A 23,001-nucleotide genomic window follows, 5' to 3' on the forward strand; every position below is an offset into this window, starting at 1 on the left:
GCCATGACCGACACCGCGACACCCACGATTCACAAGGGGCTTTTTGGAGTCACCGTCGACGAGACTGCTATCTCCAAGGTGATGGCCGAGACAAACTCCCTTACCTACCGAGGCTACCCCATCGAAGAACTCTGCGAACATGCCTCTTTCGAGGAAGTCGCCTACCTGATGTGGTACGGCGAACTCCCTAACAGCGAACAACTCGCACAGTTCGCTGATGCGGAACGCGGCCTACGGGGACTGACGAGCGACCAAGTAGCCCTGCTCGACACCTTTGCTGACGACGCCCATCCGATGGACGTGCTGCGCGCAGGAATTGCCGCCCTGGGCGCCGAGAAAAACCGGGGCTTTGCCGACGCAGAACAGGCGCAGCGCGACCATGCCATGAGCCTGCTCGGGAAAATACCGACGTTTGTTGCCGCTGACCACCGCCGCCGCAAAGGGCTGAGCGCAGTCAGCCCTCGCGCAGACCTCGGCTTCTCGGAGAACTTCCTCTACATGATGACCGGAGAAGTGCCCTCTCCCGAGGTGTCGAAGGCCTTCGATGTCTCGATGATCCTATATGCGGAGCACGGCTTCAATGCGAGCACTTTCACCTGCCGCGTTATCGCCTCGACGCTCTCAGATCTCAATAGTGCAATAACGGGTGGAATTGGGGCCCTCAAGGGCCCGATCCACGGAGGTGCGAACGAGGCCGTTATGTACATGCTCCTCGACATGGACGGACCGTCCTCGGGGAAAGCTTGGGTCGAGGAGGCACTGGCCAGCAAAAAGAAAATCATGGGCTTCGGCCACCGCGTCTACCGCTCCGGCGATTCGCGTGTCCCGACGATGAGAACCTACCTGCGCGGGCTGGCGATGATCAACGACCGTATGGACCTCATCGAGACGATGGATGCCGTGGAGGACGCGATGTTCAACGCCAAGAGCATCCATCCAAACGTCGACTTTATCACAGGCCCCGCGTACTACCTCATGGGCATCGAGATTGACTTCTACACGCCGCTCTTCGTGATGAGCCGCATCACCGGCTGGTGCGCGCATTATTTCGAACAGATCAGCAGCAACCGGCTCATCCGGCCGCTGGCAGCCTACACGGGCGCCGCGCAGCGTCGCGTTAAGCCGCTCGGGCTGCGCTAGGATCGAGATGGCATGATTGCCGTTTTGCAGCACGTTTCCTTCGAAGGGCCCGCGCACATTGCTGCGTGGGCCTCTTCTCGTGGCCTGACGCTCGATACCACGCGACTCTTCGCGGGCGAATCGACACCTGATGTCGCTGCCATAGACGGCCTCATTGTGATGGGCGGACCGATGAACATCTACGAAGAGGAAGACTACCCCTGGCTCGTCAGCGAGAAGGCACTTGTCCGCGATGCCATTGAGGCCGGGAAGCCAGTCGTTGGCGTCTGCCTCGGAGCGCAAATGATCGCGGACGTGCTAGGGAGCAAGGTTGTGCCCGTCGGTCAGAAAGAGATCGGTTGGTTCCCCCTGTCGCTGACCGAAGCTGGCCGGTCTCATCCGGTTTTCAGAGCCGCCCCCGCTTCGTTTCCGGTATTTCACTGGCATGGAGAGACGTTCGCGCTGCCAGACGGCGCGATACACCTCGCTCGAACTTCGGTCTGTGAGACGCAAGCGTTCCTCTGGAAGGACCGAGTACTGGGTCTCCAGTGCCACCTTGAGATGACGGCCAGGAGCATCGACGCCATCATCAACGGCTGCGCTCACGAGCTTGAGCTCGCGCAGGGCCAGCCGTGGGTTCAAAGCGCCGAGACCATGCAGGCGATCAGTGGCGACAAGCTTGCTTATGCACACGTGCTGTTGCAAAACGCACTGGACTACGTATTTAATTTGCAATAATGGGTGTTTGGTCGTGCGTGCGGGACCCGTTGCCTAAACACGTGCGTCGTGTTGCGAGTCGTTTCACCTTGTTAACCCGATAGCCCTATGTCTGCCGACGCCCCAGTTCTTACCTATTGGCACGTCTGGACTGACCAAGACGGCGTGAGTCGCCAGAGCCAGGCCACCCTTGAGGCCTACGAAAAATCGAGCATTAGCGAAGGTGCTGCGCCGCAGTTCAACAACTGGCTGATGCAGAGCGCAGCACAAATTCTCTTCACTATGCACCCTGTCGGCTGGGTCGGTGAATGGCACGAAAACCCCGAACCGCAGTGGATTGTGCCGCTCCGGGGACGCTGGTTCGTCGAGACCATGGACGGGCAACGCGTCGAGATGGGACCGGGCGAAGTGTCGTTCGGCGCGGATCAGAACACCGTGGCCAATGAGCACGGTCATCGAGGACACCGTTCCGGTACTGTCGGAGACGAGCCGTGCTACCTCATGGTAGTCCAGCTCAAAGACGACGCCTTCAAAGCGGCCTTACCCGGCAGCTTCGAGGACGAGTAGCCTTCCGCGTTGGTTGCTCGCGCAAGCAATCATGTTTGCCCCTCCTAGTACGCGAGCACGTTCCTGGCGGCCGCGATCACGTCGTCGTCCTGGGGGAGCACAGCCTTCTCAAGCGGGTCGGCATACGGGATCGAGCACCACGCGCCTGCAACACGGCGGATGGGCGCATCCAGATGGCCGAAGCTGCGATCAGCAATCTGGGCGGCGATCTCCGCGCCAAAACCCATGAACTCGTGATCTTCGTAGGCGACGAGGACGCGGTTGGTCTTTTTCACCGACGCCAGCACGGTATCCATGTCTAGCGGAAGAATGGTACGCAAGTCGATCACCTCTACGGAGACGCCGTCTTGCTTTTGCAAGGCTTTTGCTGCGTTGAGTGCCTTGTAGACGAGCGCACCCCACGTCACAATCGTCAAGTCTGTACCTGCGCGAGCAATCGCAGCCTTGCCAAACGGGACGAGGTAGTCCGCGTTAGGCTCCGGGCGGCGCGCCGGACCCTGACGATAGAGCGCTTTATGCTCTAGGAACAGCACGGGGTCCTCCATCCGGATCGCCGTCTTGAGCAGACCCTTGGCGTCCGCCGAGTTCGACGGGAACGCGATCTGGAAGCCAGGCATGTGGCCGAAGATAGCCTCGATGTTCTGGCTATGGCAGAGCCCGCCGTGAATGTAGCCGCCCACGGGTACGCGGATCACCATCGGGCACGCCCAGGTGTTGTTGGAGCGGTAGCGCAGCGGAGCAACCTGGTTGCGTAGCTGCTGCATGGCAGGCCAAATGTAGTCGCCAAACTGAATTTCGACGACGGGCTTGAACCCGGCGCACGAAAGGCCCACGGCGCTGCCCACGATCGAGTGCTCGGCGAGCGGACTGTTGAAGCAGCGATCGGCGCCGTGTTTCGAGGTGAGGCCCCGGGTCGCCGTAAATACGCCGCCCTTGCCGCCGGCTACGTCCTCACCGTAGACCAGCACACGCTCGTCGCGAGCCATCTCCTCATCGAGTGCATGGTTGATGGCGTCGACCATGACGATGAGTTCGCCGTCGGGATCACTCGACTCGTAATCAAGGCCGAGGTCGGCTTCGGACACCACGAACTGCGTGGCTGTACTCGGCTCGGCAAGGGGCTGGCTCTCTGCCCAGCGTGCGGCATCTTCGACGGCCTGCTTTACCTCCGCTCGTAGTTCCACAACGTCGTCCAGCGTGATCAAGCCTGCGTTTACGACCCGTCGCTCAAACCGGGCAATAGGGTCGCGCTGTTGATCCGCTTCGAGTTCATCGAGCGGTCGGTATTTCTTGTGGTCGTCCGATGAGGAGTGCGGAAGCAGGCGAACGACATCGGCATAGAGCGCCACAGGCCCACGACCTGCGCGGAGGTGTCCGGTGGCAGCTTTCGCTACGGCGAACGTGGTAAAGAAGTCTGTGCCATCGTAGCGGGCTCGTGTCAGGCCGGTGTAGCCCCCCAATAGCGGATAGATTGAGCCGCCAGCAGTCTGCTCATGGACCGGTACGGATATCGCGTAGCCGTTGTCCTGAACGTGGAAGAGCGCAGGGGCCTGTGCACGGCTGGCCCAGTTGAGGGCCTCGTGAAACGAGCCTTGGCTTGTAGACCCCTCGCCCCCCGAGATGTACGTCACCGCGTCGGTGCCTTGTCGCTGGCTAGCCAGGGCGAAGCCAACACCAGGCACCCACTGCGCGCCCACGGATGACGAAGTGCTAAAAATTTGCAGGTCGCGGTGGCTGAAATGCTCTGGCATCTGGCGCCCACCGCTGAACGGGTCGGCCGCACGCGCGTGGTGTGCCAGCATGACTTCCTGCGCCGTCACCCCGACGGAAAGCGCCGTTGCGAGATCTCGGTAGTACATCGCGAACCAGTCGTGCCCGCCGCGTAGATGCATGCCGAGTCCGATCTGTGCAGCCTCATGGCCCGAAGCACCGATGTGGAAGAAGCCTTTCCCCTGCTTCAGCAAGGTGAGCATTTTCTCGTCAAGGCGACGCGATGTCAGCATGGTGCGCAGAACGGCGCGGAGTTGCTCCGTCGAAAAGTCGTGCGGTCCGACAGGCTTGACCGTGAGGTCGCCTTCAAAACCTAGCAAAACGGCGCGGCCGTTTAGGTCGTGATCATCTAGTGTCGATCCCGTTGGAAGCGCTTTTTTCAGGGCGGGCGTTTGTTCAGACGCGGGGGGCTGCATAGCGGGGGGTGCAAGGCCAGGCGACTACCGGCCGGTGGGCAATTCCAGGAGCACGTCTTGCCCTACAAAGGACACACCGTGCAGAAGCGTGTTGAAGTCATGCTTCGATGGCGCCGGAAGGACGAGACGCCTGATAAAAGTATACGCGCCGTCGTCGTTCCCAAAATGAAAGGCCCAACGAGGGTTCGGTCAACATTTCGCAGAGGCCGCGTCAAACGACGGCCAGCGAAACCCGACCGTCACACACTGCGACGTCCCATCTGTTCGACCAGCCCCAGCAACAAGGACGCAGACTCGGAGGGGGGCAATGCTGCCTCAAGCGCCTCGCGGCCATCCGTCGTGTGTTTAGCAACGGTACGCTGTGCGTGCGCGAGCACCCCGATACGCTCCATTCGCCTTGCCGCCTCCACGACGTGCTCTTGAGGGAGCCCGCCCTCCGAAAGGATGCGACGGAAAAACGCGGCATCCTCCGGGTTCGCTTCCCCACGGTTCACCAAGTCATCGGACGTCCGTTCCAATGCGCAGAGCAGCAGATATGCCTTCTTGCCTTCGATGAGATCGCCGCCTATCGTCTTGCCCCACCCTGGGGAATTCGCCGTCAAGTCGAGCAGATCATCCTGGATCTGGAAAGCGCGGCCTAGCTCGCGACCTGCACGCACGAGAAGTGCACGTGTCTCCGCATCGGCGCCTGCAACGACGGCCCCGATTTCGAAGCAGCATTCAAGGAGAGCGGCCGTCTTGCCTTCGATCATGCGTAGGTAGTCCCCGACCGAAACGTCGTCGGTCTGCTCGAACGCCATATCGAGGGCTTGCCCTTCGCAAAGACGAGCCACCATGCCGTTGTAGACCCGGAGCATTGCACCCAAGTCACCTCCTGTCGCCTGAGAGAGCAGATCGTAGCTCAGACCCATCATCGCATCGCCAACGAGAATAGCGGTGGACTCGTCCCATACGCGGTGCACGGTCGCACGCCCCCGGCGCTGCGCGGCCTTATCCATGATGTCATCGTGGACGAGGGTGAAGTTGTGAAATACCTCCACTGCAAGTGCCGCTGGCATCGCTTCTTCCGGTTGCGCACCGAGGGCTTCAGCGGTGAGAAGCAGCAGAACCGGACGGAGGCGTTTGCCGCCACCCGACAGGATGTAGCGCACCGGCTCGTAGAGCTGGGGCGGCGACGCGGGAAGGTCTAGGCGAGACAGCCGCTCGTCAACATGGGCAACGAGCGTGGCAACGCGGGTGTGAGGCACAGCCGCAGCTGGCAGAGACGTAGCAGTGGGCAACAGCGAGACGGGGTCAGTACGAGTCATCGGGGCGAAGACGAGCAATGTGCCGGACTATATGCAGTGCTGTGCATGACCGGCGAGATTGGTCATCGGTGAGGGGTGACGAAAGATACTGTGCGGCTCCGTTCCTTCGGCGCGTTGTGCGACGAACGGTGGTTTGATCTGAGGCCGCGGCGCCTATTTATTCCGGCAGATCCGTCTCCAATGCGAGAAGGGGGCCTGGATGCCATAGCGAGATGTTCCACCCGTTACATGGCAGGGATTACATGGCGGGGAGCTTTGCCGGGTTCGCTCCGTAGACCTCGGGCACTTCTTTTCTGCCCTTCTGTTTTCGTTGGCCTATGACCACCATCGTCTGGTTCCACTCGGACCTGCGGCTCGCCGACAATCCGGCTCTCAACTACGCCGTCGAATCGAGCGATACCGTCATCCCGGTTTTCCTGTGGGACGTCAACGCGGAGCGCGACGCTTCGCAGCGCGACGCGGTGGGCGCTGCACACCTGGTGTGGCTTCGCCACGCACTTCCCGCACTTAGTGCGTCTCTTCGTAATCACGGTAGCCATCTCATCCTACGACGCGGCGATACGCTCGACCAACTCAACCACCTTGTCGAAGAGCTTGGAGCCGAGTCCGTCGTCTGGAACCAGAGGCATACCCCCTCGATGGCAGCACGCGACCTGGATATCGCAGAAGCGCTACGCGGGGACGGAGTGCAGGTGTCCACGTTTTCTGGTCAGCTGCTGCATGAACCGGAAGCGATCCAAACGGGTAGCGGCGGGCCCTATCGCGTCTACACACCGTTCTGGAAGAAATTCAGCAACCAGGTACATGTTGGCGCTCCCATCGATTGCCCTCGGATGGGGCCGTCGAAGGCACCGGACACCTGGCCAGATTCGGACGACATTGCCGACTGGAGCTTCGATGCAACCGTCCAGGACGGCGTAGACTGGTCGAAGGATATTCGCGGTACGTGGACCCCGACCGAGGATGCCGCGCACGACCTGCTCGACGCATTCCTGGAGACCGGCGCGACTGGCTATGCCGACGACCGGAACCGACCTGACATGCAGGGTACCTCCAGGCTGTCGCCCTACCTACATTTCGGACATATCTCGCCACGCCAAGTTTGGGATCGCGTGGAGAGCTGGGTCCAGAACGGCGTCATGCGCGACGGTGCCGACGTTTTTTTGAAGGAGATTGCCTGGCGCGAATTCTCCTACCACGTGCTGCATCACTACCCTGACACACCCACTGAACCGCTCAAAGAGAAGTATGCCCCGTTCCCCTGGGTCGACAACGAATCAGGACTTCGTCGCTGGCAGCGCGGCCTGACAGGGTACCCGATCGTGGATGCTGGCATGAGACAGCTGCGGGCGACTGGCTGGATGCACAACCGAGTCCGCATGATCGCAGCATCGTTCCTGACGAAGGATTTGCTCATCTCATGGCAAGAGGGCGCAGCGTGGTTTTGGGAGCATCTCGTCGATGCCGACTTGGCAAACAACACGATGGGCTGGCAGTGGGCCGCCGGGTGTGGCGCTGACGCCCAGCCCTTCTTTCGCATCTTCAACCCGGTAAGCCAAGGAACACGGTACGACCCCGACGGCCATTACGTGAAACGGTGGGTCCCCGAACTCGCTGATGTGCCGACCAAACACGTCCATGCCCCGTGGGATGCGCCCGCTTCGGTACTGCGCAGGGCCAACGTGCAGCTTGGCGCCGACTATCCACGACCGATGGTCGATCACAAGGCGGCTCGCCAGCGCGCCTTGGAGGCACTTGACACAATCAAGTGAGACGCGGCCACCACATTGTTCGACAGCGGTCTCGCTAGCTTTTTGCCCCTCCCCCACGTTCCTGTCACGCCGCTCCCTTGCCCACGTTTACCCGCTCAACCACGGTAGCTCAAGCGTCTCCCGCCCTCTTCGCGTGGCATGAGCGCCCGGGCGCATTTGAGCGTCTCTCGCCGCCCTGGCAGCCGGTGCGCCTACGCTCGTTTGAAGGCATACGCGAGGGCCAGCGCGCTGTGATTGCGATGCCGGTCGGCCCGCTGACCATGACCTGGATCGCAGAGCACAGGGACTACCATCCCGTCTCATCCATCGATGCAGCGGGGGCCTTCACCGATATCCAAGTCAAGGGGCCGTTCGCATCGTGGCGGCACACCCATCGCATGGTTCCCGGCGGACCTGCCGAGAGCACACTCCGTGACGAGATCGTGTACGATCTGCCGCTATCGCGCGTGGCGCAACCGCTAGGTGGTTGGCTGGCTGAAGGCGAACTTGACCGAGTCTTTGCCTTCCGGCACCGGGTTACGCGGAACGATCTCGCGGCACACGCCCGGGCTCAGCTTGATCCCCTCACCATAGCCGTAACCGGTGGCAGCGGGCATATTGGCTCGCAGCTCATACCGTTTCTCACCGCGGGGGGGCATCGCGTGGTACAGCTTGTCCGGAACGCCCGGTCTGTTCCACCCGCGTGGTATGGCGACAACCTCCGGTATGCCCGCTGGGACATCGACCAAGGCTACGTTGACCGAAGCGCTCTCGAAGGCGTGGATGCAGTTATCCATCTTGCTGGCGAAGGTGTGTTCGCGCCACGATGGTCGGTCCAGAAGAGGCGCGCTATCCTTGAGAGCCGAGCCAAAGGAACGCGCCTTCTTTCCCAGACACTCTCGGAGCTGGACCAGAAGCCGTCCGTGCTGCTGTCGAGTTCGGCGTCGGGCTTGTACGGAGACCGTGGCGACCAGCTCCTGACGGAAAACGACATCGCAGGATCCGGCTTTCTGGCTGACGTGTGTAAAGTATGGGAAGCGGCGACTCAGCCCGCCGAGGAGGCGGGCATCCGGACGGTTCATCTCCGGACTGGGGTCGTCCTCGATGCGAGGGGCGGCGCTTTGGGACTGATGAAAACGCCGTTCGCAGCAGGCCTCGGCGGGTGGATTGGGCGCGGCGACACGTACACGCCCTGGATTGCCCTTGACGACGTGCTCTACGCGATGCTGCACCTCCTCGGTGCTACGCCACTTGCGGGTCCGGTCAACTTCAGCGCCCCGCAGCCGCTCCCGTTCAAACAGTTCGCAAAGCGGCTCGGCCGCGTGCTCGGGCGTCCGGTGTTGCTGCGCGTCCCCCGCGTCGCCGCGTCGTCGCTCGGAGGAGAGGCCATCGAGAACATTGCGCTCACCAGCCAGCGCATGATCCCTCATCGCCTCCTCGAAAGCGGCTTCGAGTTCACTTTCCCGACCATCGATGCGGCCTTTTGTCACACGCTGGGAAAGACGATTGACGTTAAAGCTCTGATGCGGGCGTGAAGGATGCAGGCGTGAGGGTACCTCGTTTTCTTCGCCGCCTCGTTGAGCTAGCTCCGGCACCACAACCGCCGCTGCTCAAGCTTCGCCATCCGCTGGTGCTCATGCATGGCTTCGGCGCCATGGCCAACGTTGTGCAATGCGGCGTCTTGCACAACGAGGCGATGTACCTCCGTGGCCGAGGCGTTCTAGCCTATGCACCCCACGTCAACCCGTACGATACGATTCAAACACGGGCGGAGGCCTGGGCGGATCGGTTCGAGCTCATCTATCGGGAAACAGGGGCTGATCGGCTCAACTTGATCGCGTTCTCGTCTGCCGGCCTCGATGCGCGGTTCCTGGTCGAGTCACTTGGATACGCGTCCCGCGTCGCCTCCGTGGTCACAGTGGCCTGCCCGCACCGTGGCTCGCCGCTCGCCGAATGGGTGCTGGCAAAGCCACGATGGCTGAAAACCCCCGCGATTGCGGTCATGAGCAGCATGGGCGCTGCAGCCTACGGGCACGCCCCGCCCTCTACCGTCGACGGACTACGCCAGTTGACACCGCAGTCCGTTCTCCACCGGTTCGATCCCCTGCAAACGCTACCTGATCCTATCTACTGTGCTTCGGTGTCGAGCCGTGCTGGAATAGGCGCCCCTGTCGCCATCCAGTATGTACCGCTTATGGTGACCAACCGGCTGTTGTACCAGCTTGGGGGCATCAACGATGGCATCGTGCCCACGGCGAGTATGGTTTGGGGACACCACCTCGGAGCGGTCGATGCGGATCACGCTGCGTTGGTTGGGATGAAGCTTGTACCTGGAGGACTAGATTCTCGGGTGTTGTACCGCAGTCTCGTCGCCCACCTGGCTGCACGCGGATTGTAAACCGCTACAACGGCAACGCGACAGCGACCGCGCACCCGTGCACCTCTGCGGTATGGATACGCCAGCGGGTCCCTTCGACCTCAGCCGTGGCTGCGTAGGCGTCTCCTCCAACAAGTGCAAGGCGCACCTTTTTCGGTGACGTACGAAAGCCCGTCCGGATTGCCTTCAGTACCGCTTCCTTCACGGCCCAGCACCGAACGATGGTGGTTCGTGGATCTTCGTTGTTGTGCTTAGACCATTCTTGCAATAGCGGGTATTCATCGGGGTGGAGCAGAAATCTATACAGGTCTGCCCGACGCGGCTTCAGCGCTTCTACATCTACGCCAACGGCCGTGCCTGCGTACGCCGCGAACGCGAGCGGCAACGCATCCGGGGTCAGCGTGTGCGACAGGGACACGTCAAGAGAGTGGCCCGTGACCTCTGGTGCGCCATCGTCCGCGACGAACAATGGCACATCCGCGGGTTTGTACCCAAGATGATCGCCGAGCAAGGTCCGTACGACGGTTCTACCGAGGGTAAACAGGACGCGGCGTGTAGGATGTCCGAACGACTTAACCCGGACGCGTTCCTCAGCAGAAAGTACCGCTCCGTCAGCGTGACCTAGCGCCGCTCGCAGCCCCACACCGTCTGGGAGGGCAAGCGGTTTCTGCAAGTCATAATCAAACGACAACGAAAGTGGCAAAGCAGGAACCCATGTCGATAGTTGACCCTGTGGCGTGCGCGGATTCGAAGGTATGTGCGGGATGCTGACTAGCGCATCGCGGATGACGCTGTTAACATCGGGCATCGCGTGTCGTATTCACTGTCCGGACATTTCACAGGCCCATGTTTCTCCCACAATGCGGTGTGCTGTGAAACGAAACCGCGTTCTCAAGCGTGCCTGCGCTACGCCAACACCTTCCGCCACCTTTTTGCACAGCCCTACCTTGCCACAGCGACTGTGGTGCTGTGCAAAGCCTCGCCAAGTCCTATGCCGCTCACGACTACAACAACAGGCGACGGTGCCTCGTCTTCGATCCCGTCAGCAACCATCTCCCGCAAACGAGAGGAGCCTGCAGAGCGCCGTCTCCCCTTCTCGGACTTCATCGAACGCTACCGGGCCAAGCTGCGCGATCTATTCGAGCGCCGCAACGACGCTGACGCGCTGAACGCACAGCGAGGCCTACCGCCCTACATGATGCGTGAGATCCGGCAGCTTGACCCGCTGAGTGTCTATGTGCACAGCGAGCACGGTGGACGCGGCGGTCATATCCACGAAGGCCTCGCCATGCTCGAAACGACGGGCTACGAGTCGCTCGGACTGTGTCTAACCTTCGGCATCAACGGCGCGCTCTTCTTGCAGCCCGTCGGGAAGTATGGCTCCGATGACACGAAGGCCGACGTGCTCCAGCGGTTTCTCCGAGATCGACGCTTGGGCGGCCTCATGATCACGGAGCCGGACCACGGCACCGACGCGCTCAACATGAAAACCGTGTTCGAGGCTGATGGCGAACGGTACCGCATTAAGGGTACCAAGCATTGGGGTGGTCTCACCGGCTGGGCCGACTACTGGCTCCTCACTGCTCGACCGCAGACAGACAAGGGTCCAGGCCGTGACATCGGCTTTTTTGTCTGCGACGTCACGCAACCTGAGCAGCATATTGAAGTCGAGGAGGTCTACAACAACCTGGGACTGCGCATCATTCCCTATGGCCGCAACCAGATCGATATCACGGTACCGCAGGCTCAACGCTTGGAGGCGGAGTCGACCGGGATCAAAATGATGCTCGACTTGCTCCACCGGAGCCGCATGCAGTTTCCGGGCATGAGCACCGGGTTTCTCCGGCGCCTGCTGGACGACACCGTCGTCCACTGCCGCGAGCGCTTTGTAGGCGGCAAGCCTCTGGAGGCGTACGACAACGTGAAGGCGACACTCTCTAAAATGCAGGCCTACGTGACGTCAAGCCGTGCCATGAGCCTCTTCACTAGCGAACATGGCGGCACCGACCGCGACGTTTCGGGCATGAGTCTCGCTGCCAACGCGATCAAGACGAGCGTGACAGACTGGATGCAACAGGCCTCCCAGTCGTTCTTGCAGCTATGCGGTGCAACGGGCTATCGCACGGATCACCTCGCGGGCCGCGCCACCGTCGACAGTCGGCCCTTCCAGATTTTCGAGGGGGCCAACGATGTGCTCTATCAGCAGGTCGCAGAAGCGGTGTTGAAGCAGATGCGTCGCGCAAAGGAGTCGAACCTGTACCAGTTCCTACAGCAAGACGACCTCACGGCACGCGCGGCGGACTATTTCCGCGAGACGCTCTCCTTCGATGTGGACCTCAGCCTTCCTCAGCGCAAGCTGGTGGCGCTGGGCGAAGCTCTCAGCCGCGTCATGTCGATGGAGATGACCATTGAGCTCGGCGAACGCGGCTACCGACGCGACTTGATAGACCAGGCTCTCGCCGAACTCCGCGGTGACGTACAGGAGCTCGTGACCCGCTTCCGCACCGAGGGTGTCCAAGGCTTGATCGACGACTACCGTGCATCGAGCGACTGGCTCGGATACGTCCAGCCTGCCCCGACTCTTCGGTAGTGTGTCCACGGCCCGGCATGGTCGACTGCTAAGCGTGGTCAACACCTACCGGCAGTCTCCTACAACGACAGCACCTCGTGCAAGAACGCGCGTAGGTGCTGTTTCGTTTGAGGCAGGCAGGGCACTGCTCCAACGCCGAGCACTTCGATAGACTTCCTAAGCGGGCTACCCACTACCCGGTCTGTGTCGTCCGTTTCGAGTGGGTAGAGGGCTACTGCCTCGTCGACAATGCGTGCCCCGGCTGAATCACGGATCGCATCGCGGTACCGATGCAGATCAGCAAGAGCATCTGAAGGAGGCGCGGGGAGTCCGTATCGGCGCAGCGCCGCTGAGCCATCGTCTCGCCGGTATTTCGCGTCGAGCACGATTCGACGGTAGGGCACGCCGTCTCGTTCGAGCGAGAGCAGCATATCTGGTTGCTGGGTCAGCAGAGAGGGACGACCAAAGCGCGGCTGGTAAGCGAGCCGCCCAACAGCTCCATTCGCCAAGTCGAATCGAAGGGCCTGCCGTTGTCCACGCCTCAAGCGGACGTATAGCCCGGACGCGTCCGAAGCCATGAGTTGTCGAAGATCCACGGGAGTCGTACTAGCATCGGCGAGCATCGCTGCTACCGAGAGAAAGCACCACTGCTCGTAGAGCACAGCCAAGTCCGTCAAGCCTACACGGATCCGGCCTACCCCGAGGTCTAAGCCAAACTGGAACAAGCGGGCTGCGTGATAGGCAGAGCGATAGTGTTGCGCAGTGCGCAACCGGAGCGTAGGCGTCGCAGCCCGTTCAGAGCCAGCTTCAAGGAGCGGTGGAAGCCGCAGGAGTGCGTCTACTCTAGACATAGCCTGCTCCAGTGCAGCCAGGTAGTCAGCGTGGTCCCGTTGGCTGCGCGGACTTCCAATCGCCGTGACCATTGTGCGCAAACGTGCCTTCACCCGGTCAAGCTCGCGACGTAGCCACCGATGCTCGGGTGTATCGAGCGTCCTTGCTGAACGCCGGGCGAGAAGTCGGTCAGGAATCGGAATGTGCTGACCGGCTACTGTAAGCGTTGAAGTGGGCGGTTCTCCCCCATGCCGGCTAACCATACGGATCACGTTCGTATCGATCCGTCGAATCGATGAAGCGCAGATTAGCCGAGACCGACTGGTTCGATCCCGGCGCGGGTTCCTGGCTATGGAAGCCAATGCTGGCTCCAGTCGGTCGAGGGAAACCTCGATGAGCCTAAGCCAGCCTACGCCGTCGGCAAGACGAGTGCGGGTGGCATCAACTTGGGTCGAGGCCGCCTTCAGGTAGCGCAACGAAAGCCCGGCGATCTGCGAATCGACTTCGTCGCGCATCTGTTCTACCGTCGCGGGGCCGACTTTCGTCGGAAGCACCTGGGCCACTAGCTCCGCGTCGGCGCTTCCATCAACGGACAGTTGGAGGCGTAACTCTCCGACCTGGGAGCGCGTGGCGATGGTGCCGTGGCAGGTAGTCCCGTCCGCAGACACCTGCAGCCCGCGAGTCACTGTCGGGTCCTTGTGCCAAACCTCCACACGCCACGGCGCACCCCGAGCCCGAACGAAGAGTCCATAGGTCGTCTCCTCGTAGAGGGGCTCGGCGCCCGAGCCCGTGTCTGCCGCATCGGTCGATGAGCCCCGCGCGGTGACCGTGACGCTACACGGGTGAGGGGCACGCCACTCGATGCGAAGACGCTCCGTTTCGACAACCTGGAGGTAGTTCACGCCGAGGGTTCCGTTGCCACTTCGTCATCGTGCTGCACTCCGTTGGCCGGTGCCCCGTTGCCCAACGTCCATGCGCCTAGTTGCTTGCGGATGACCTCGTGGCGAACCGTTCCGGCGGGGACGCCGAGCGTACCGGCAAGGGCTTCCTGCGTCGCCGAGGCCAGCGCGGGCAGATCGTCGCCGGGCGCCGGGCGCACCTCAGGCAACGGCGTCACACGCACGCGGAGCGGTCCGGGGAACGAAGCAATGCGCCACATGACCCGCCATAGCGATGTCGGCTTTTCCCAGCGAGCAATCGCCAGCGGATCGTAGGCAATCGCGACAGGCCTGATCCCGAGGCCATGCTCAGCGGCTAGTCCGAAAGCTCCATGCCGCAACGGCAGCACCTGGTCGCCTGGGCCAATGCCGCCCTCGGCGAAGATGGCGAGCGGCGGGTAAGGCTCCCGCTTCAACGCCTCGCCAGCCTCCTGCCGTGCCTGCGCGCGACCACGGTCGCTGCCGCGGTTGACGTAGACCGTACCGATCATCGTCGCGAGCCAGCCAATCACGGGCAGCTTCGCCACACCCTGCGTCGCCATGAAGCGCACGGGAACGATGGACAACAGGATGGCAATGTCCACGAAGCTGAGGTGGTTCGGGAAGACCAAGCCTTCATGGGCGCGCAACGCTCTGCGGTCATCGCACCGGACCCACACGTTGCCCACGACGAGGGCTGAACGGGCCATCGCAACCTGCGGCCATGCGGCCAGCCGAATGCCCCTCAGCCGTATCGGGATCGGCGCCAACAGCACCATCGCCAAACCGCCGATGAGTACGATAGTCACGAGCAGTACGAGCCGGAGCACAGCCACGGGGGCCATGAGGATGTTCACGAGGTGTTTCATGCGTACGGTTTCGCTTTGGGGATTCAGCAACCGAAGTGCTGAGAACATAGCGGAAGAGCCAATGACTCCGTCGAGTTTGAGAGCGGGTGAGACACGGAGCCTATTCGGTCTCCTCTTTCAACATGCGCTCGGCACGCGCCTCGTTAATGCGGTGAATGAGCTTCTGGGCCTCGTGGTGGTCACGCATCGTCTTCGTCATCGTGACGGTGGAGCCGACGGTGAAGAGCGCGCCCATGGCGAGGTAGCCGCGGATCCACACGTCCACGGGCAGGAAGACGATTCCGGTGCCGAGGGCAAGAAGCGACAGCGCAAAAGACACCTTCACGAAGAAGATCCACGACGAGGAGTCTTGCTGGATGCTGGGCGCGGGGTGGGTCGAGGACGGGTACATGGCTGTGGGTAATCGATGGTTAAACTAGCAGTGTTGACACTGTCAACTTAGCCAATCTATGTATCACATGTCAACATGGTTCCGTGAGTCCGTACTTTTTCTCGACGCCCTGAACATCTCCGACCTATGCCCGACTCGTACCACCACGGCGACCTCCGCGCCGCCCTCCTCGACGCTGCTACTGCGCTGCTCGCCTCAGACGGCGTCGACGCCGTCACTATGCGCGCATTGGCTGAGCGTACCGGCGTATCGCGAACGGCGCCCTACCGCCACTTCGCCAACAAGGACGCGCTCCTGGAAGCCGTGGCAGCTGAGGGGTTTGCCACGCTACAGGCGCTCCTCCACCGATTTACATCGTCGGCACCCGCTGCCACGTCGCGGACCTCAGAGCGCGATCACTTTGCCGAAATGGGCGCAGCCTACGTGCGCTTTGCCGATGCGCACCCCGCCCACTATCGCTTGATGTATGGTCGGGATGCCCTTGCGCGTAGTGCCCACCCCGACCTCCATGACGCGGCTGAAGCAGCCTACGCAGAGCTCGTGCGCATGGTAGCGGACGCCCAGGCCCGGGGCACGGTCCGCTCTGACGCGCCGCCAGAACAGCACGCCTACATCGCCTGGGGCCTCGTCCACGGCCTGGCCTCGCTCCTCGTCGACGGACAGATGGAACGGCCCGACAACATCGAAGCACTCGCGAGGCACGCTGTGGCGACCTTATTGGACGGGTTGCTCGTTGCAGACTGACGGCTACCACCACCGTCGCTTCTATGCTCATACCGCCATTCCCGTCTCCGCACTTCCGCCTGACCCTGACGCTCGAATCGGGTCGCGAGGTGATCGCACGCCCTGTGCTTCCGACAGATCGGGAGCGGTTGCGCCGTGGCTTTGATGCGTTGTCGGACCGCTCGAAGCTCCTCCGCTTCTTCGCCCCTCACCCGACACTTACGGAAGCCGAGCTGCGCTACCTCACCGACGTTGACCATGTTCACCATGGTGCGTGGGGCCTTCTATCGTCCGAAGCCGAGAACAGCGACGCCATCCCCGGCATCGGTATTGGACGGTTCGTTCGCTTGCCCCAGACCCCCGATGCTGCTGAGTTTTCGTTGACGGTTGCCGACGAGGCCCAAGGCTCAGGTGCAGGGCGACTGTTGCTGGCGCTGCTTCTCGTCCACGCGCGTCGCGTAGACATTCGTTCACTGCTGGGACTGGTTGAGGATGGCAACACGAAGGTGCAGGGATGGATGCGTAGGCTTGGCTTGGGGCCGCGTAGAAGTCCTGACGGCCTTCTGTTTTCGCTTCCCACGGAGCACTCGGCATGGAAGACCTCGTCCGCATCCTCAGCTAAGGCACTGGCTCAAGCCGTGGCACAGGTCGAAGCCGCGTGGAACACGACGGGCGCGCACCAAGCGGTTTAGCCCCAAAACGACGTGTAACCATCGCGTTCTAATCGGTCGATTATGCCGGCCAACCGCGCCGCAGTGCATGGAAAGCGGGCTCTGGGATATCGACCGTGATGAGGCCACGCGGCCGTTGTGTCCCCCGCATCGCGGGGCGCGATATCTGCTTTCTCAGCGTCAGGGTCGATCGCCCAGGCCAAAAGCGTCTGGATCGCCTCGGCGAACGCCTGCGACCCTCCGGCGAGGCGGGGAAGCACTTTCGACACGAGTGCGACATCGAAGGGGTCCACGGGCGTCCCGTCGTCCGTGCGGAAAGCGTCAACCACCTCGGAAGCGTGCAACACGAAGAGCGCAACCTCATCTCGGGTGCGGTATCCCACCGTGAACCCTGATGGTCTCAGTATCGCGTCCACTTCCGCGAGGAACCGGGTTGCATGTGCGATGAGTGCTTGCTCTTCGTCCGCGAGATCGACGAGTTCTGCCAGGCGCAGGGCTCGTGGTTGCCACATTTCTACGGGCCACGGCATAACCTCGGCGGGCCTCAACGCTACGTCGTTTGACTCGTCGGGGACCCATGGGCGAAGGAGCTCTCCTCCGAACTCAAGTACAAATGCACGATCGAGCACCTTTCTGCTGAATGGGATGGTGGATTCGTCCACGTTGACCGTCCCGATCAGGCTCAGCGTTGCCGGAAACGGTGTGCTCGCCCAGGGCTCTGGAACGCCCTCCGAGTCGAGAAGCGGCTCAGTCACATAGCCAACGTCGCCTGCGTGCCGTGCTTCGAGGCGGCTGAGCACGGCCGCGAGGTACTGTTCCGGTCTGGCAACGTTCATCTCGTCGAGGACGGCTAGGTGCTGCCGTTCGGGCTGATCGGTGGCCTGCTGCGCCGCGCGCAAGAGAACGCCTGGGCGGAAGTGGCCCGCCAGGTCTACATAGCCCATGGTTTCGCCGTCGTCTGCCCAGTCCGGCTGTACGGGGATGAGGATGTGGCTGGACCCTGTCGCTTCGGCGACCAGCCTGGGCAGCGCTGATTTGCCCACGCCGGTGGGGCCAGCCAGCAAAACAAAGGGTTTGGTGCGGAGCGCGGTCAGGAACGCCGCGACTTCATAGGGAGCGTACTCGAATCTGTGGTAGCCGAGCTTTGCAATAACAGCTTCCACCACAGACGTGCGCTCGAACAAAGGACCTCCTTCGTAACACGGCACAACGGGCTCGCCCACCCGATCATGGGACGCGTCGGAGTCGCGGATGAAGCGTTCCACGAAGTCAAGAATAGGCCCAAGCGGTGCCGCCTGACGCGCGTGGATCGTGAACTCAAGCACCTTCCCGTCGACGGTCGGAAGTTCGTGAACGAGTTGGCGCAGGATGGCCGCAAGCCGCTCGGCCGACGAGTCGAACTGCGGGTACTCGCGAAGCACCGTCAGCTCGTCGAGGAGCGGTCCGGTAGGAATCCAATCGTCTTCCGGAAGCGCAGCAAGACGGCGAACTCGGACGCGGTGCGGAGTCGCCTTGTCGTGCAACAGTGAGGTTGCATCCTCAAAGGGCTCACCAACGACTTCGAACAGCCCTGCGACCCCTTTGCCTTTCGTCACAACTGCGATGATGCGGTCTCCGTTGCGCATGCGACGAAGCGCAGAGCGCCCCTGACGCCGGACCGCAAAGGTACCGGTCTGGGCGAACGTTGCGAAGTGGGTAGGCTGCGCGGCCCACAGCCAATAGCGCATAGGGTCTAGGGTGAACATCAAGGATATACGGCTGTCGAAAAACTACGCGACGCTCTGGGACGCGGTCGAACCCGGCACCATCTCCCCTACCCGAATTGATGACCGAACCGGCTGGAGGGCCTTGCGTTTCTGAATCATGCGTACCCATTCTTCGAAGCCTTCGCGTCGTGCGCCATCGAAAGCGCCGCCGTTGGAATCAAAACCGGACGAGGCAACCCCCGACGCTTCGAAAGTCCCGCTCCTCCCTGCGCTGGGTCGAATTCTGGCGCTCGCTCGGCCCTACGCCGGCCGCCTTGCTATCGCGCTCATCCTGACGGTGGGCGCTACCGTCGTCTCGCTGATCGTGCCGCTTGGGCTCCGCGAGTTGCTCGACGCCGTCTTCGAGGCAGGTAACAGCGGGCTTCTCGACACGCTCACCGTGCTCTTGCTCGGCCTGTTCGTGGCACGAGCCCTGTTGAGTCTCGCCGGTGAGTACCTCCTCGGCTGGACCGGCGAGCGTGTCGTCTCGGACTTGCGGCAGCGTCTCTACGCACACCTGCATCGGTTGGGGCTTCGCTTCTATGCCGAGAGCCGTACGGGCGAAATCACGTCGCGCCTCACCAACGACGTCTCGAAGATTCAGAGCGCGGCAACGAGTTCGCTTTCCAGCCTGCTCACCGAAACGATTTCCTTCATCGGTGCCGTCGGGCTGATGCTGTTTCTCAACTGGCGGCTGTCGCTGGTCATCTTTGCTACGGTCCCGGCCGTCTCATTCCTCACACGCTGGGCCGGCGTGAAGCTCCGGCAACTCGCCCGCTCGATTCAAGATCAGCTCGCCGACACGACGGCCATCGCCGAGGAAGCCATCCAGGGCATTCGTGTTGTGAAGGCCTTTGCACGAGAGCCCTACGAGGTGGCGCGCTACAGCGAGGGCGTCGAGGCGCTCTTCGAAACGTCGCGCCGCAAGATCCTTTTCTCGTCGGCCTTCTGGTCCAGCGTGGGGATGATCTTCATGATGGTGATCGTCGGCATTTTCTGGTTCGGGGGGCGCGAGGTGCTTGCGGGGCGGCTCACGGCGGGCGACCTCGTCGCGTTCATTTTCTACGCGCTCACGATTTCGAGGGCGGTCGGCTCGCTGTCCCGCCTCTACACGACCTACAGCAGCGCCGCCGGGGCGTCGGAGCGGTTGTTCGACCTACTCGACACCGTCCCGGAAATCCCTGAGGCTCAGAGGGCCCAACCACTCGCACGTCCCAGCGGCGCCGTTGCCTTCGATGCGGTGTCGTTTGCCTACGACGATGGGCACCCCGTGCTCACGGATGTATCGTTTGCAGTGGAGCCCGGAACGACGGTCGCGCTCGTCGGACCGAGTGGCGCCGGAAAGACGACGCTCCTCAACCTGGTTCCACGTTTCTACGACCCCGCCGCGGGTCGCGTCACGTTCGATGGGCACGACCTACGCGAACTGCAGATCGCCTCGTTGCGCAATCACATCTCGATCGTGGCACAGGACGTACAGCTCTTTGGGCGCTCCGTGCGTGAGAACATCCGCTATGGCCGCCTCGACGCCTGCGATGCCGACGTGGAGGCTGCAGCCCAGGCTGCCAACGCGCACGACTTTATCACCGCACTTCCGGGGGGCTACGATGCCGAGATCGGCGAGGACGGCGTCAAGCTGTCCGGCGGCCAGCGACAGCGCCTCGCCATCGCCCGCGCGCTGCTCCGGGACCCGGCCGTGCTGCTCTTAGACGAGGCCACGTCCGCGCTCGATGCGGAGAGCGAAGCGCTCGTGCAAGAGGCGCTCGCTCGGTTGATGGACGGCCGCACGACCTTCGTCATCGCCCATCGTCTCGCAACCGTTCGCGACGCCGACCGGATCCTCGTGCTGGACCACGGTCGCATCGTCGAGACGGGCACGCACGACGAACTCGTCGCGCTAGACGGCCTGTACGCTCGTCTCGCAGCGATGCAGTTCAACGGGGCCGATGTCGGTTTCACGGGGCCGTCGAGTGAAAACGGAGCGACGGAGCTGCTGATGTCGTGACGCATCCCTGAAGGGCGACCTGGGCAATTTGGATAGGGGCAAGCCGTTTGGTCGGCTCCAAGTTTCGGCCCGCCCTATCTTCGGGCTTTCCTACCTACTCGTCCTACCGATGTCAGACGACGCCCGCGATCCTGAGGAGCGCTTGACTTCCTCGCCCGAGGAGTTTTCCACCTCCCCCGACGACAGCCCCATCTCCACGAACGGTAGCCCGTCGTCCAACGGGAAAGGTGCTTCGTCCGAGGAGCCCAGCGGGTTCTTTGCGAAGTTCCTCGCTTTCGTCGAGTGGTTGGGCAACCTGCTTCCGCACCCGGTGACGCTGTTCGCGCTGTTTGCCTTTGGCGTGGTGCTCATCAGCGGAATCGCGGGGTGGCTGGAGTTGGCCGTCGAAGATCCGCGCCCTGACGGTGCACGCGGCCGCACCGACGACGGCATGATCCGCGCCGTGTCGCTCATGACCGGCGAGGGGCTGCGCTTCATCGTAACCACGCTCGTGACCAACTTCACGGGGTTCGTGCCGCTCGGAACGGTGCTCGTGGCGCTGTTGGGCGTGGGCGTGGCAGAGTACTCGGGCATGCTCTCGGCGCTGATTCGCGGCATCGTGCTCAAGGCGCCCAAAGGCCTCGTGACGATGGCGATCGTGTTCTCGGGCGTGCTCTCCAACACGGCGAGCGAGATGGGCTACGTCGTCCTAGTGCCGCTCGCGGGCGTGATTTTCCTGGCCCTCGGGAGGCACCCGCTGGCGGGGATGGCCGCAGCTTTCGCAGGCGTCTCGGGCGGCTACTCGGCGAACCTTCTCATCGGCACCGTAGACCCGCTCCTGGCGGGCATCACGCAGGAAGCCGCCCAGCTTATCGACCCGGAGTATGAGGTCCACGCGGCGGTGAACTGGTACTTCATGATGATCAGCACCTTTCTGATCACCGGCGTAGGGACCTACGTGACGGCGAAGATCGTGGAGCCGCGGCTGGGATCTTATGACGATTCGAACGCCGACCCCAGCATCCACGACGAGAACGCGATGGAGCCGCTCAGCGCGAAGGAGGTCAGCGGCCTCCGCTGGGCGGGCGTTGCCTCGCTGGTCGTCTTCGGCATCCTGGCCTTGCTCGTCGTTCCTGAGAGTGGCGTGCTGCGCAACCCGGAGACAGGTGCCGTGCTCAACTCGCCGTTCCTTCGCGGGATCGTCGCGTTCATCTTCGTGGCGTTCTTGATCCCTGGCGCCGTCTATGGCTGGGTCGTTGGCACTGTGCGTTCGGACCGCGACGTGGTCGAGGGCATGGCCAACGCCATGAGCACGCTCGGGCTCTACATCGTGCTCGTGTTCTTCGCGGCGCAGTTCGTGGCCTTCTTCCGCGAGACGCAGCTCGGCGCGATCCTCGCCGTGACCGGCTCCAACTTCCTCATCGAGGCGAACCTGACGGGGCCGCTCGTCTTCATCCCGTTCATCTTGATGTGCTGCTTCGTCAACCTCATGCTTGGTTCGGCGAGCGCGCAGTGGGCCGTCACCGCGCCCATCTTCGTGCCGATGCTCATGCTGATCGGCTACAGCCCGGAGGTCATCCAGGCCGCCTACCGCATCGGCGACTCGACGACCAACATCATCACGCCGATGATGAGCTACTTTGGGCTCATCCTCGCCTTCGCAGCGAAGTACGACCGCAAGATGGGGATCGGGACCATCATCGCCACGATGCTGCCCTACTCGATCTTCTTCCTCATCGGGTGGGTCATCTTGTTCTACCTCTGGGTTTTCGTGCTCGGTATGCCAGTCGGCCCAGAGGCGCCGACTTTCTACACACCGGGCAACTAAGCTTCATCCGTTTCGACCGCGCCTGACCGATGCCCGGTCCCCCGCTCCCCGACGTCGATGCCCGCGCCATCCGCGCCCTGCATGACCTCTGGGTGCGTGCCGAGATCGCGGGCGACGTCGAGACGCTCCTCGGCTGCTGCACGCCTGACGTTTGCTGGATCACCGATGACGGCGAGGAGGTCGAGATCGGCCACGACGCCGGGCGACGGCTCTTCACCTCGCCCCTGCGCCTGCTCGACCTCCAGACAGAGATCACCGACCTCTACGGCGCCGAGGGCATCGCCTACAAGTCGTGCCGCTATGAAGCGCGGCACCGCGCTCCGGATGGGAGCTTCACGGCCAGCCGAGGCACCCATCTGTGGATCTTGCACCGGCTCAGCGAAGGCTGGCGCGTCTCGCTCGTGACCTGGCATCGTTCGCGGCGTCGGTGAGCACGTCGGCGTGGTGCC

General features: G+C 62.5%; 18 protein-coding genes. 12 read left to right on the plus strand and 6 right to left on the minus strand.

Annotated features, from left to right (window positions below; all coding sequences use genetic code 11):
* Nucleotides 1-3: 3 nt before the first annotated feature.
* From AAFU51_01905 to AAFU51_01915, 3 genes are all read left to right on the plus strand, one after another.
* On the plus strand, nt 4-1,140 hold the full coding sequence (locus AAFU51_01905) for a bifunctional 2-methylcitrate synthase/citrate synthase (protein MEO1570000.1): 1,137 nt from the start codon (nt 4-6) through the stop codon (nt 1,138-1,140).
* Nucleotides 1,141-1,152: 12 nt separating this feature from the next.
* Nucleotides 1,153-1,857 carry a type 1 glutamine amidotransferase gene (locus tag AAFU51_01910; protein MEO1570001.1) on the plus strand — a complete coding sequence of 235 codons (705 nt, stop codon included), beginning with the start codon at nt 1,153-1,155 and terminating at the stop codon, nt 1,855-1,857.
* Between the two features lie 87 nt (nt 1,858-1,944).
* Complete coding sequence (locus AAFU51_01915; protein MEO1570002.1) at nt 1,945-2,403, plus strand: cupin domain-containing protein; 459 nt, start codon at nt 1,945-1,947, stop codon at nt 2,401-2,403.
* 44 nt (nt 2,404-2,447) lie between these two features.
* On the opposite strand, the gene AAFU51_01920 is transcribed toward AAFU51_01915, so the two are convergent.
* Entirely contained in the window at nt 2,448-4,589 is a 2,142-nt protein-coding gene (locus tag AAFU51_01920) for a dehydrogenase E1 component subunit alpha/beta (protein ID MEO1570003.1), read from the minus strand.
* Between the two features lie 239 nt (nt 4,590-4,828).
* Nucleotides 4,829-5,836 (minus strand): polyprenyl synthetase family protein, encoded by a 1,008-nt coding sequence (locus AAFU51_01925; protein ID MEO1570004.1) that lies wholly within the window; start codon nt 5,834-5,836, stop codon nt 4,829-4,831.
* A gap of 377 nt (nt 5,837-6,213) precedes the next feature.
* On the opposite strand from AAFU51_01925, the gene AAFU51_01930 reads away from it, so the two are divergent.
* The 4 genes from AAFU51_01930 to AAFU51_01945 all read left to right on the plus strand — a co-directional run bounded on the left by AAFU51_01930 (nt 6,214) and on the right by AAFU51_01945 (nt 12,614).
* On the plus strand, nt 6,214-7,668 hold the full coding sequence (locus AAFU51_01930; GenBank protein ID MEO1570005.1) for a deoxyribodipyrimidine photo-lyase: 1,455 nt from the start codon (nt 6,214-6,216) through the stop codon (nt 7,666-7,668).
* 260 nt (nt 7,669-7,928) lie between these two features.
* Nucleotides 7,929-9,182: a TIGR01777 family oxidoreductase gene (locus AAFU51_01935; GenBank protein MEO1570006.1), complete on the plus strand. Its 1,254-nt coding sequence runs from the start codon at nt 7,929-7,931 to the stop codon at nt 9,180-9,182.
* Between the two features lie 101 nt (nt 9,183-9,283).
* Nucleotides 9,284-10,045 carry a lipase gene (locus AAFU51_01940; GenBank protein MEO1570007.1) on the plus strand — a complete coding sequence of 254 codons (762 nt, stop codon included), beginning with the start codon at nt 9,284-9,286 and terminating at the stop codon, nt 10,043-10,045.
* A 970-nt stretch (nt 10,046-11,015) separates the two neighbouring features.
* Nucleotides 11,016-12,614 carry an acyl-CoA dehydrogenase family protein gene (locus AAFU51_01945; protein ID MEO1570008.1) on the plus strand — a complete coding sequence of 533 codons (1,599 nt, stop codon included), beginning with the start codon at nt 11,016-11,018 and terminating at the stop codon, nt 12,612-12,614.
* A gap of 59 nt (nt 12,615-12,673) precedes the next feature.
* Here the strand turns inward: AAFU51_01945 and AAFU51_01950 are convergent, their stop codons facing one another.
* The 3 genes from AAFU51_01950 to AAFU51_01960 form a co-directional block, all read right to left on the minus strand.
* Nucleotides 12,674-13,939 (minus strand): DUF2357 domain-containing protein, encoded by a 1,266-nt coding sequence (locus tag AAFU51_01950; GenBank protein ID MEO1570009.1) that lies wholly within the window; start codon nt 13,937-13,939, stop codon nt 12,674-12,676.
* Between the two features lie 383 nt (nt 13,940-14,322).
* Nucleotides 14,323-15,210, minus strand: coding sequence for a lysophospholipid acyltransferase family protein (locus AAFU51_01955; protein MEO1570010.1), 888 nt, complete (start codon nt 15,208-15,210; stop codon nt 14,323-14,325).
* A gap of 100 nt (nt 15,211-15,310) precedes the next feature.
* Nucleotides 15,311-15,601: a YiaA/YiaB family inner membrane protein gene (locus tag AAFU51_01960; protein ID MEO1570011.1), complete on the minus strand. Its 291-nt coding sequence runs from the start codon at nt 15,599-15,601 to the stop codon at nt 15,311-15,313.
* Between the two features lie 126 nt (nt 15,602-15,727).
* On the opposite strand from AAFU51_01960, the gene AAFU51_01965 reads away from it, so the two are divergent.
* The gene (locus AAFU51_01965) at nt 15,728-16,345 is read left to right on the plus strand and encodes a TetR/AcrR family transcriptional regulator (protein ID MEO1570012.1); all 618 of its coding nucleotides are present in this window, start codon (nt 15,728-15,730) and stop codon (nt 16,343-16,345) included.
* Nucleotides 16,346-16,368: 23 nt separating this feature from the next.
* Nucleotides 16,369-17,016 (plus strand): GNAT family N-acetyltransferase, encoded by a 648-nt coding sequence (locus AAFU51_01970; protein ID MEO1570013.1) that lies wholly within the window; start codon nt 16,369-16,371, stop codon nt 17,014-17,016.
* Here the strand turns inward: AAFU51_01970 and AAFU51_01975 are convergent.
* The gene (locus AAFU51_01975; GenBank protein ID MEO1570014.1) at nt 17,013-18,740 is read right to left on the minus strand and encodes an AAA family ATPase; all 1,728 of its coding nucleotides are present in this window, start codon (nt 18,738-18,740) and stop codon (nt 17,013-17,015) included. The two genes, AAFU51_01970 and AAFU51_01975, sit on opposite strands and share 4 nt — an antisense overlap.
* 172 nt (nt 18,741-18,912) lie before the next feature.
* On the opposite strand from AAFU51_01975, the gene AAFU51_01980 reads away from it, so the two are divergent.
* The 3 genes from AAFU51_01980 (at nt 18,913) to AAFU51_01990 (ending at nt 22,983) form a co-directional block, all read left to right on the plus strand.
* A complete protein-coding gene (locus AAFU51_01980) occupies nt 18,913-20,745 on the plus strand; it encodes an ABC transporter ATP-binding protein (GenBank protein MEO1570015.1) in 1,833 nt (610 codons plus the stop codon).
* A 109-nt stretch (nt 20,746-20,854) separates the two neighbouring features.
* Nucleotides 20,855-22,552, plus strand: a complete 1,698-nt coding sequence (locus AAFU51_01985; protein MEO1570016.1) for an AbgT family transporter — start codon at nt 20,855-20,857, stop codon at nt 22,550-22,552.
* A 29-nt stretch (nt 22,553-22,581) separates the two neighbouring features.
* The gene (locus tag AAFU51_01990) at nt 22,582-22,983 is read left to right on the plus strand and encodes a nuclear transport factor 2 family protein (GenBank protein ID MEO1570017.1); all 402 of its coding nucleotides are present in this window, start codon (nt 22,582-22,584) and stop codon (nt 22,981-22,983) included.
* The last annotated feature ends 18 nt before the right edge of the window (nt 22,984-23,001 follow it).

The organism is Bacteroidota bacterium, assembly GCA_039821555.1.
Classification (GTDB): domain Bacteria; phylum Bacteroidota; class Rhodothermia; order Rhodothermales; family Rubricoccaceae; genus JBCBEX01.

Coding starts and splice junctions, on each gene's coding strand:
- AAFU51_01905 (MEO1570000.1), top strand. CDS start 4: ATGACCGACACCGCGACACCCACGATTCACAAGGGGCTTTTTGGAGTC.
- AAFU51_01910 (MEO1570001.1), top strand. CDS start 1,153: ATGATTGCCGTTTTGCAGCACGTTTCCTTCGAAGGGCCCGCGCACATT.
- AAFU51_01915 (MEO1570002.1), top strand. CDS start 1,945: ATGTCTGCCGACGCCCCAGTTCTTACCTATTGGCACGTCTGGACTGAC.
- AAFU51_01920 (MEO1570003.1), bottom strand. CDS start 4,589: ATGCAGCCCCCCGCGTCTGAACAAACGCCCGCCCTGAAAAAAGCGCTT.
- AAFU51_01930 (MEO1570005.1), top strand. CDS start 6,214: ATGACCACCATCGTCTGGTTCCACTCGGACCTGCGGCTCGCCGACAAT.
- AAFU51_01935 (MEO1570006.1), top strand. CDS start 7,929: ATGACCTGGATCGCAGAGCACAGGGACTACCATCCCGTCTCATCCATC.
- AAFU51_01940 (MEO1570007.1), top strand. CDS start 9,284: ATGCATGGCTTCGGCGCCATGGCCAACGTTGTGCAATGCGGCGTCTTG.
- AAFU51_01945 (MEO1570008.1), top strand. CDS start 11,016: ATGCCGCTCACGACTACAACAACAGGCGACGGTGCCTCGTCTTCGATC.
- AAFU51_01950 (MEO1570009.1), bottom strand. CDS start 13,939: ATGCGCGACGAAGTCGATTCGCAGATCGCCGGGCTTTCGTTGCGCTAC.
- AAFU51_01955 (MEO1570010.1), bottom strand. CDS start 15,210: ATGAAACACCTCGTGAACATCCTCATGGCCCCCGTGGCTGTGCTCCGG.
- AAFU51_01960 (MEO1570011.1), bottom strand. CDS start 15,601: ATGTACCCGTCCTCGACCCACCCCGCGCCCAGCATCCAGCAAGACTCC.
- AAFU51_01965 (MEO1570012.1), top strand. CDS start 15,728: ATGCCCGACTCGTACCACCACGGCGACCTCCGCGCCGCCCTCCTCGAC.
- AAFU51_01970 (MEO1570013.1), top strand. CDS start 16,369: ATGCTCATACCGCCATTCCCGTCTCCGCACTTCCGCCTGACCCTGACG.
- AAFU51_01975 (MEO1570014.1), bottom strand. CDS start 18,740: ATGTTCACCCTAGACCCTATGCGCTATTGGCTGTGGGCCGCGCAGCCT.
- AAFU51_01985 (MEO1570016.1), top strand. CDS start 20,855: ATGTCAGACGACGCCCGCGATCCTGAGGAGCGCTTGACTTCCTCGCCC.
- AAFU51_01990 (MEO1570017.1), top strand. CDS start 22,582: ATGCCCGGTCCCCCGCTCCCCGACGTCGATGCCCGCGCCATCCGCGCC.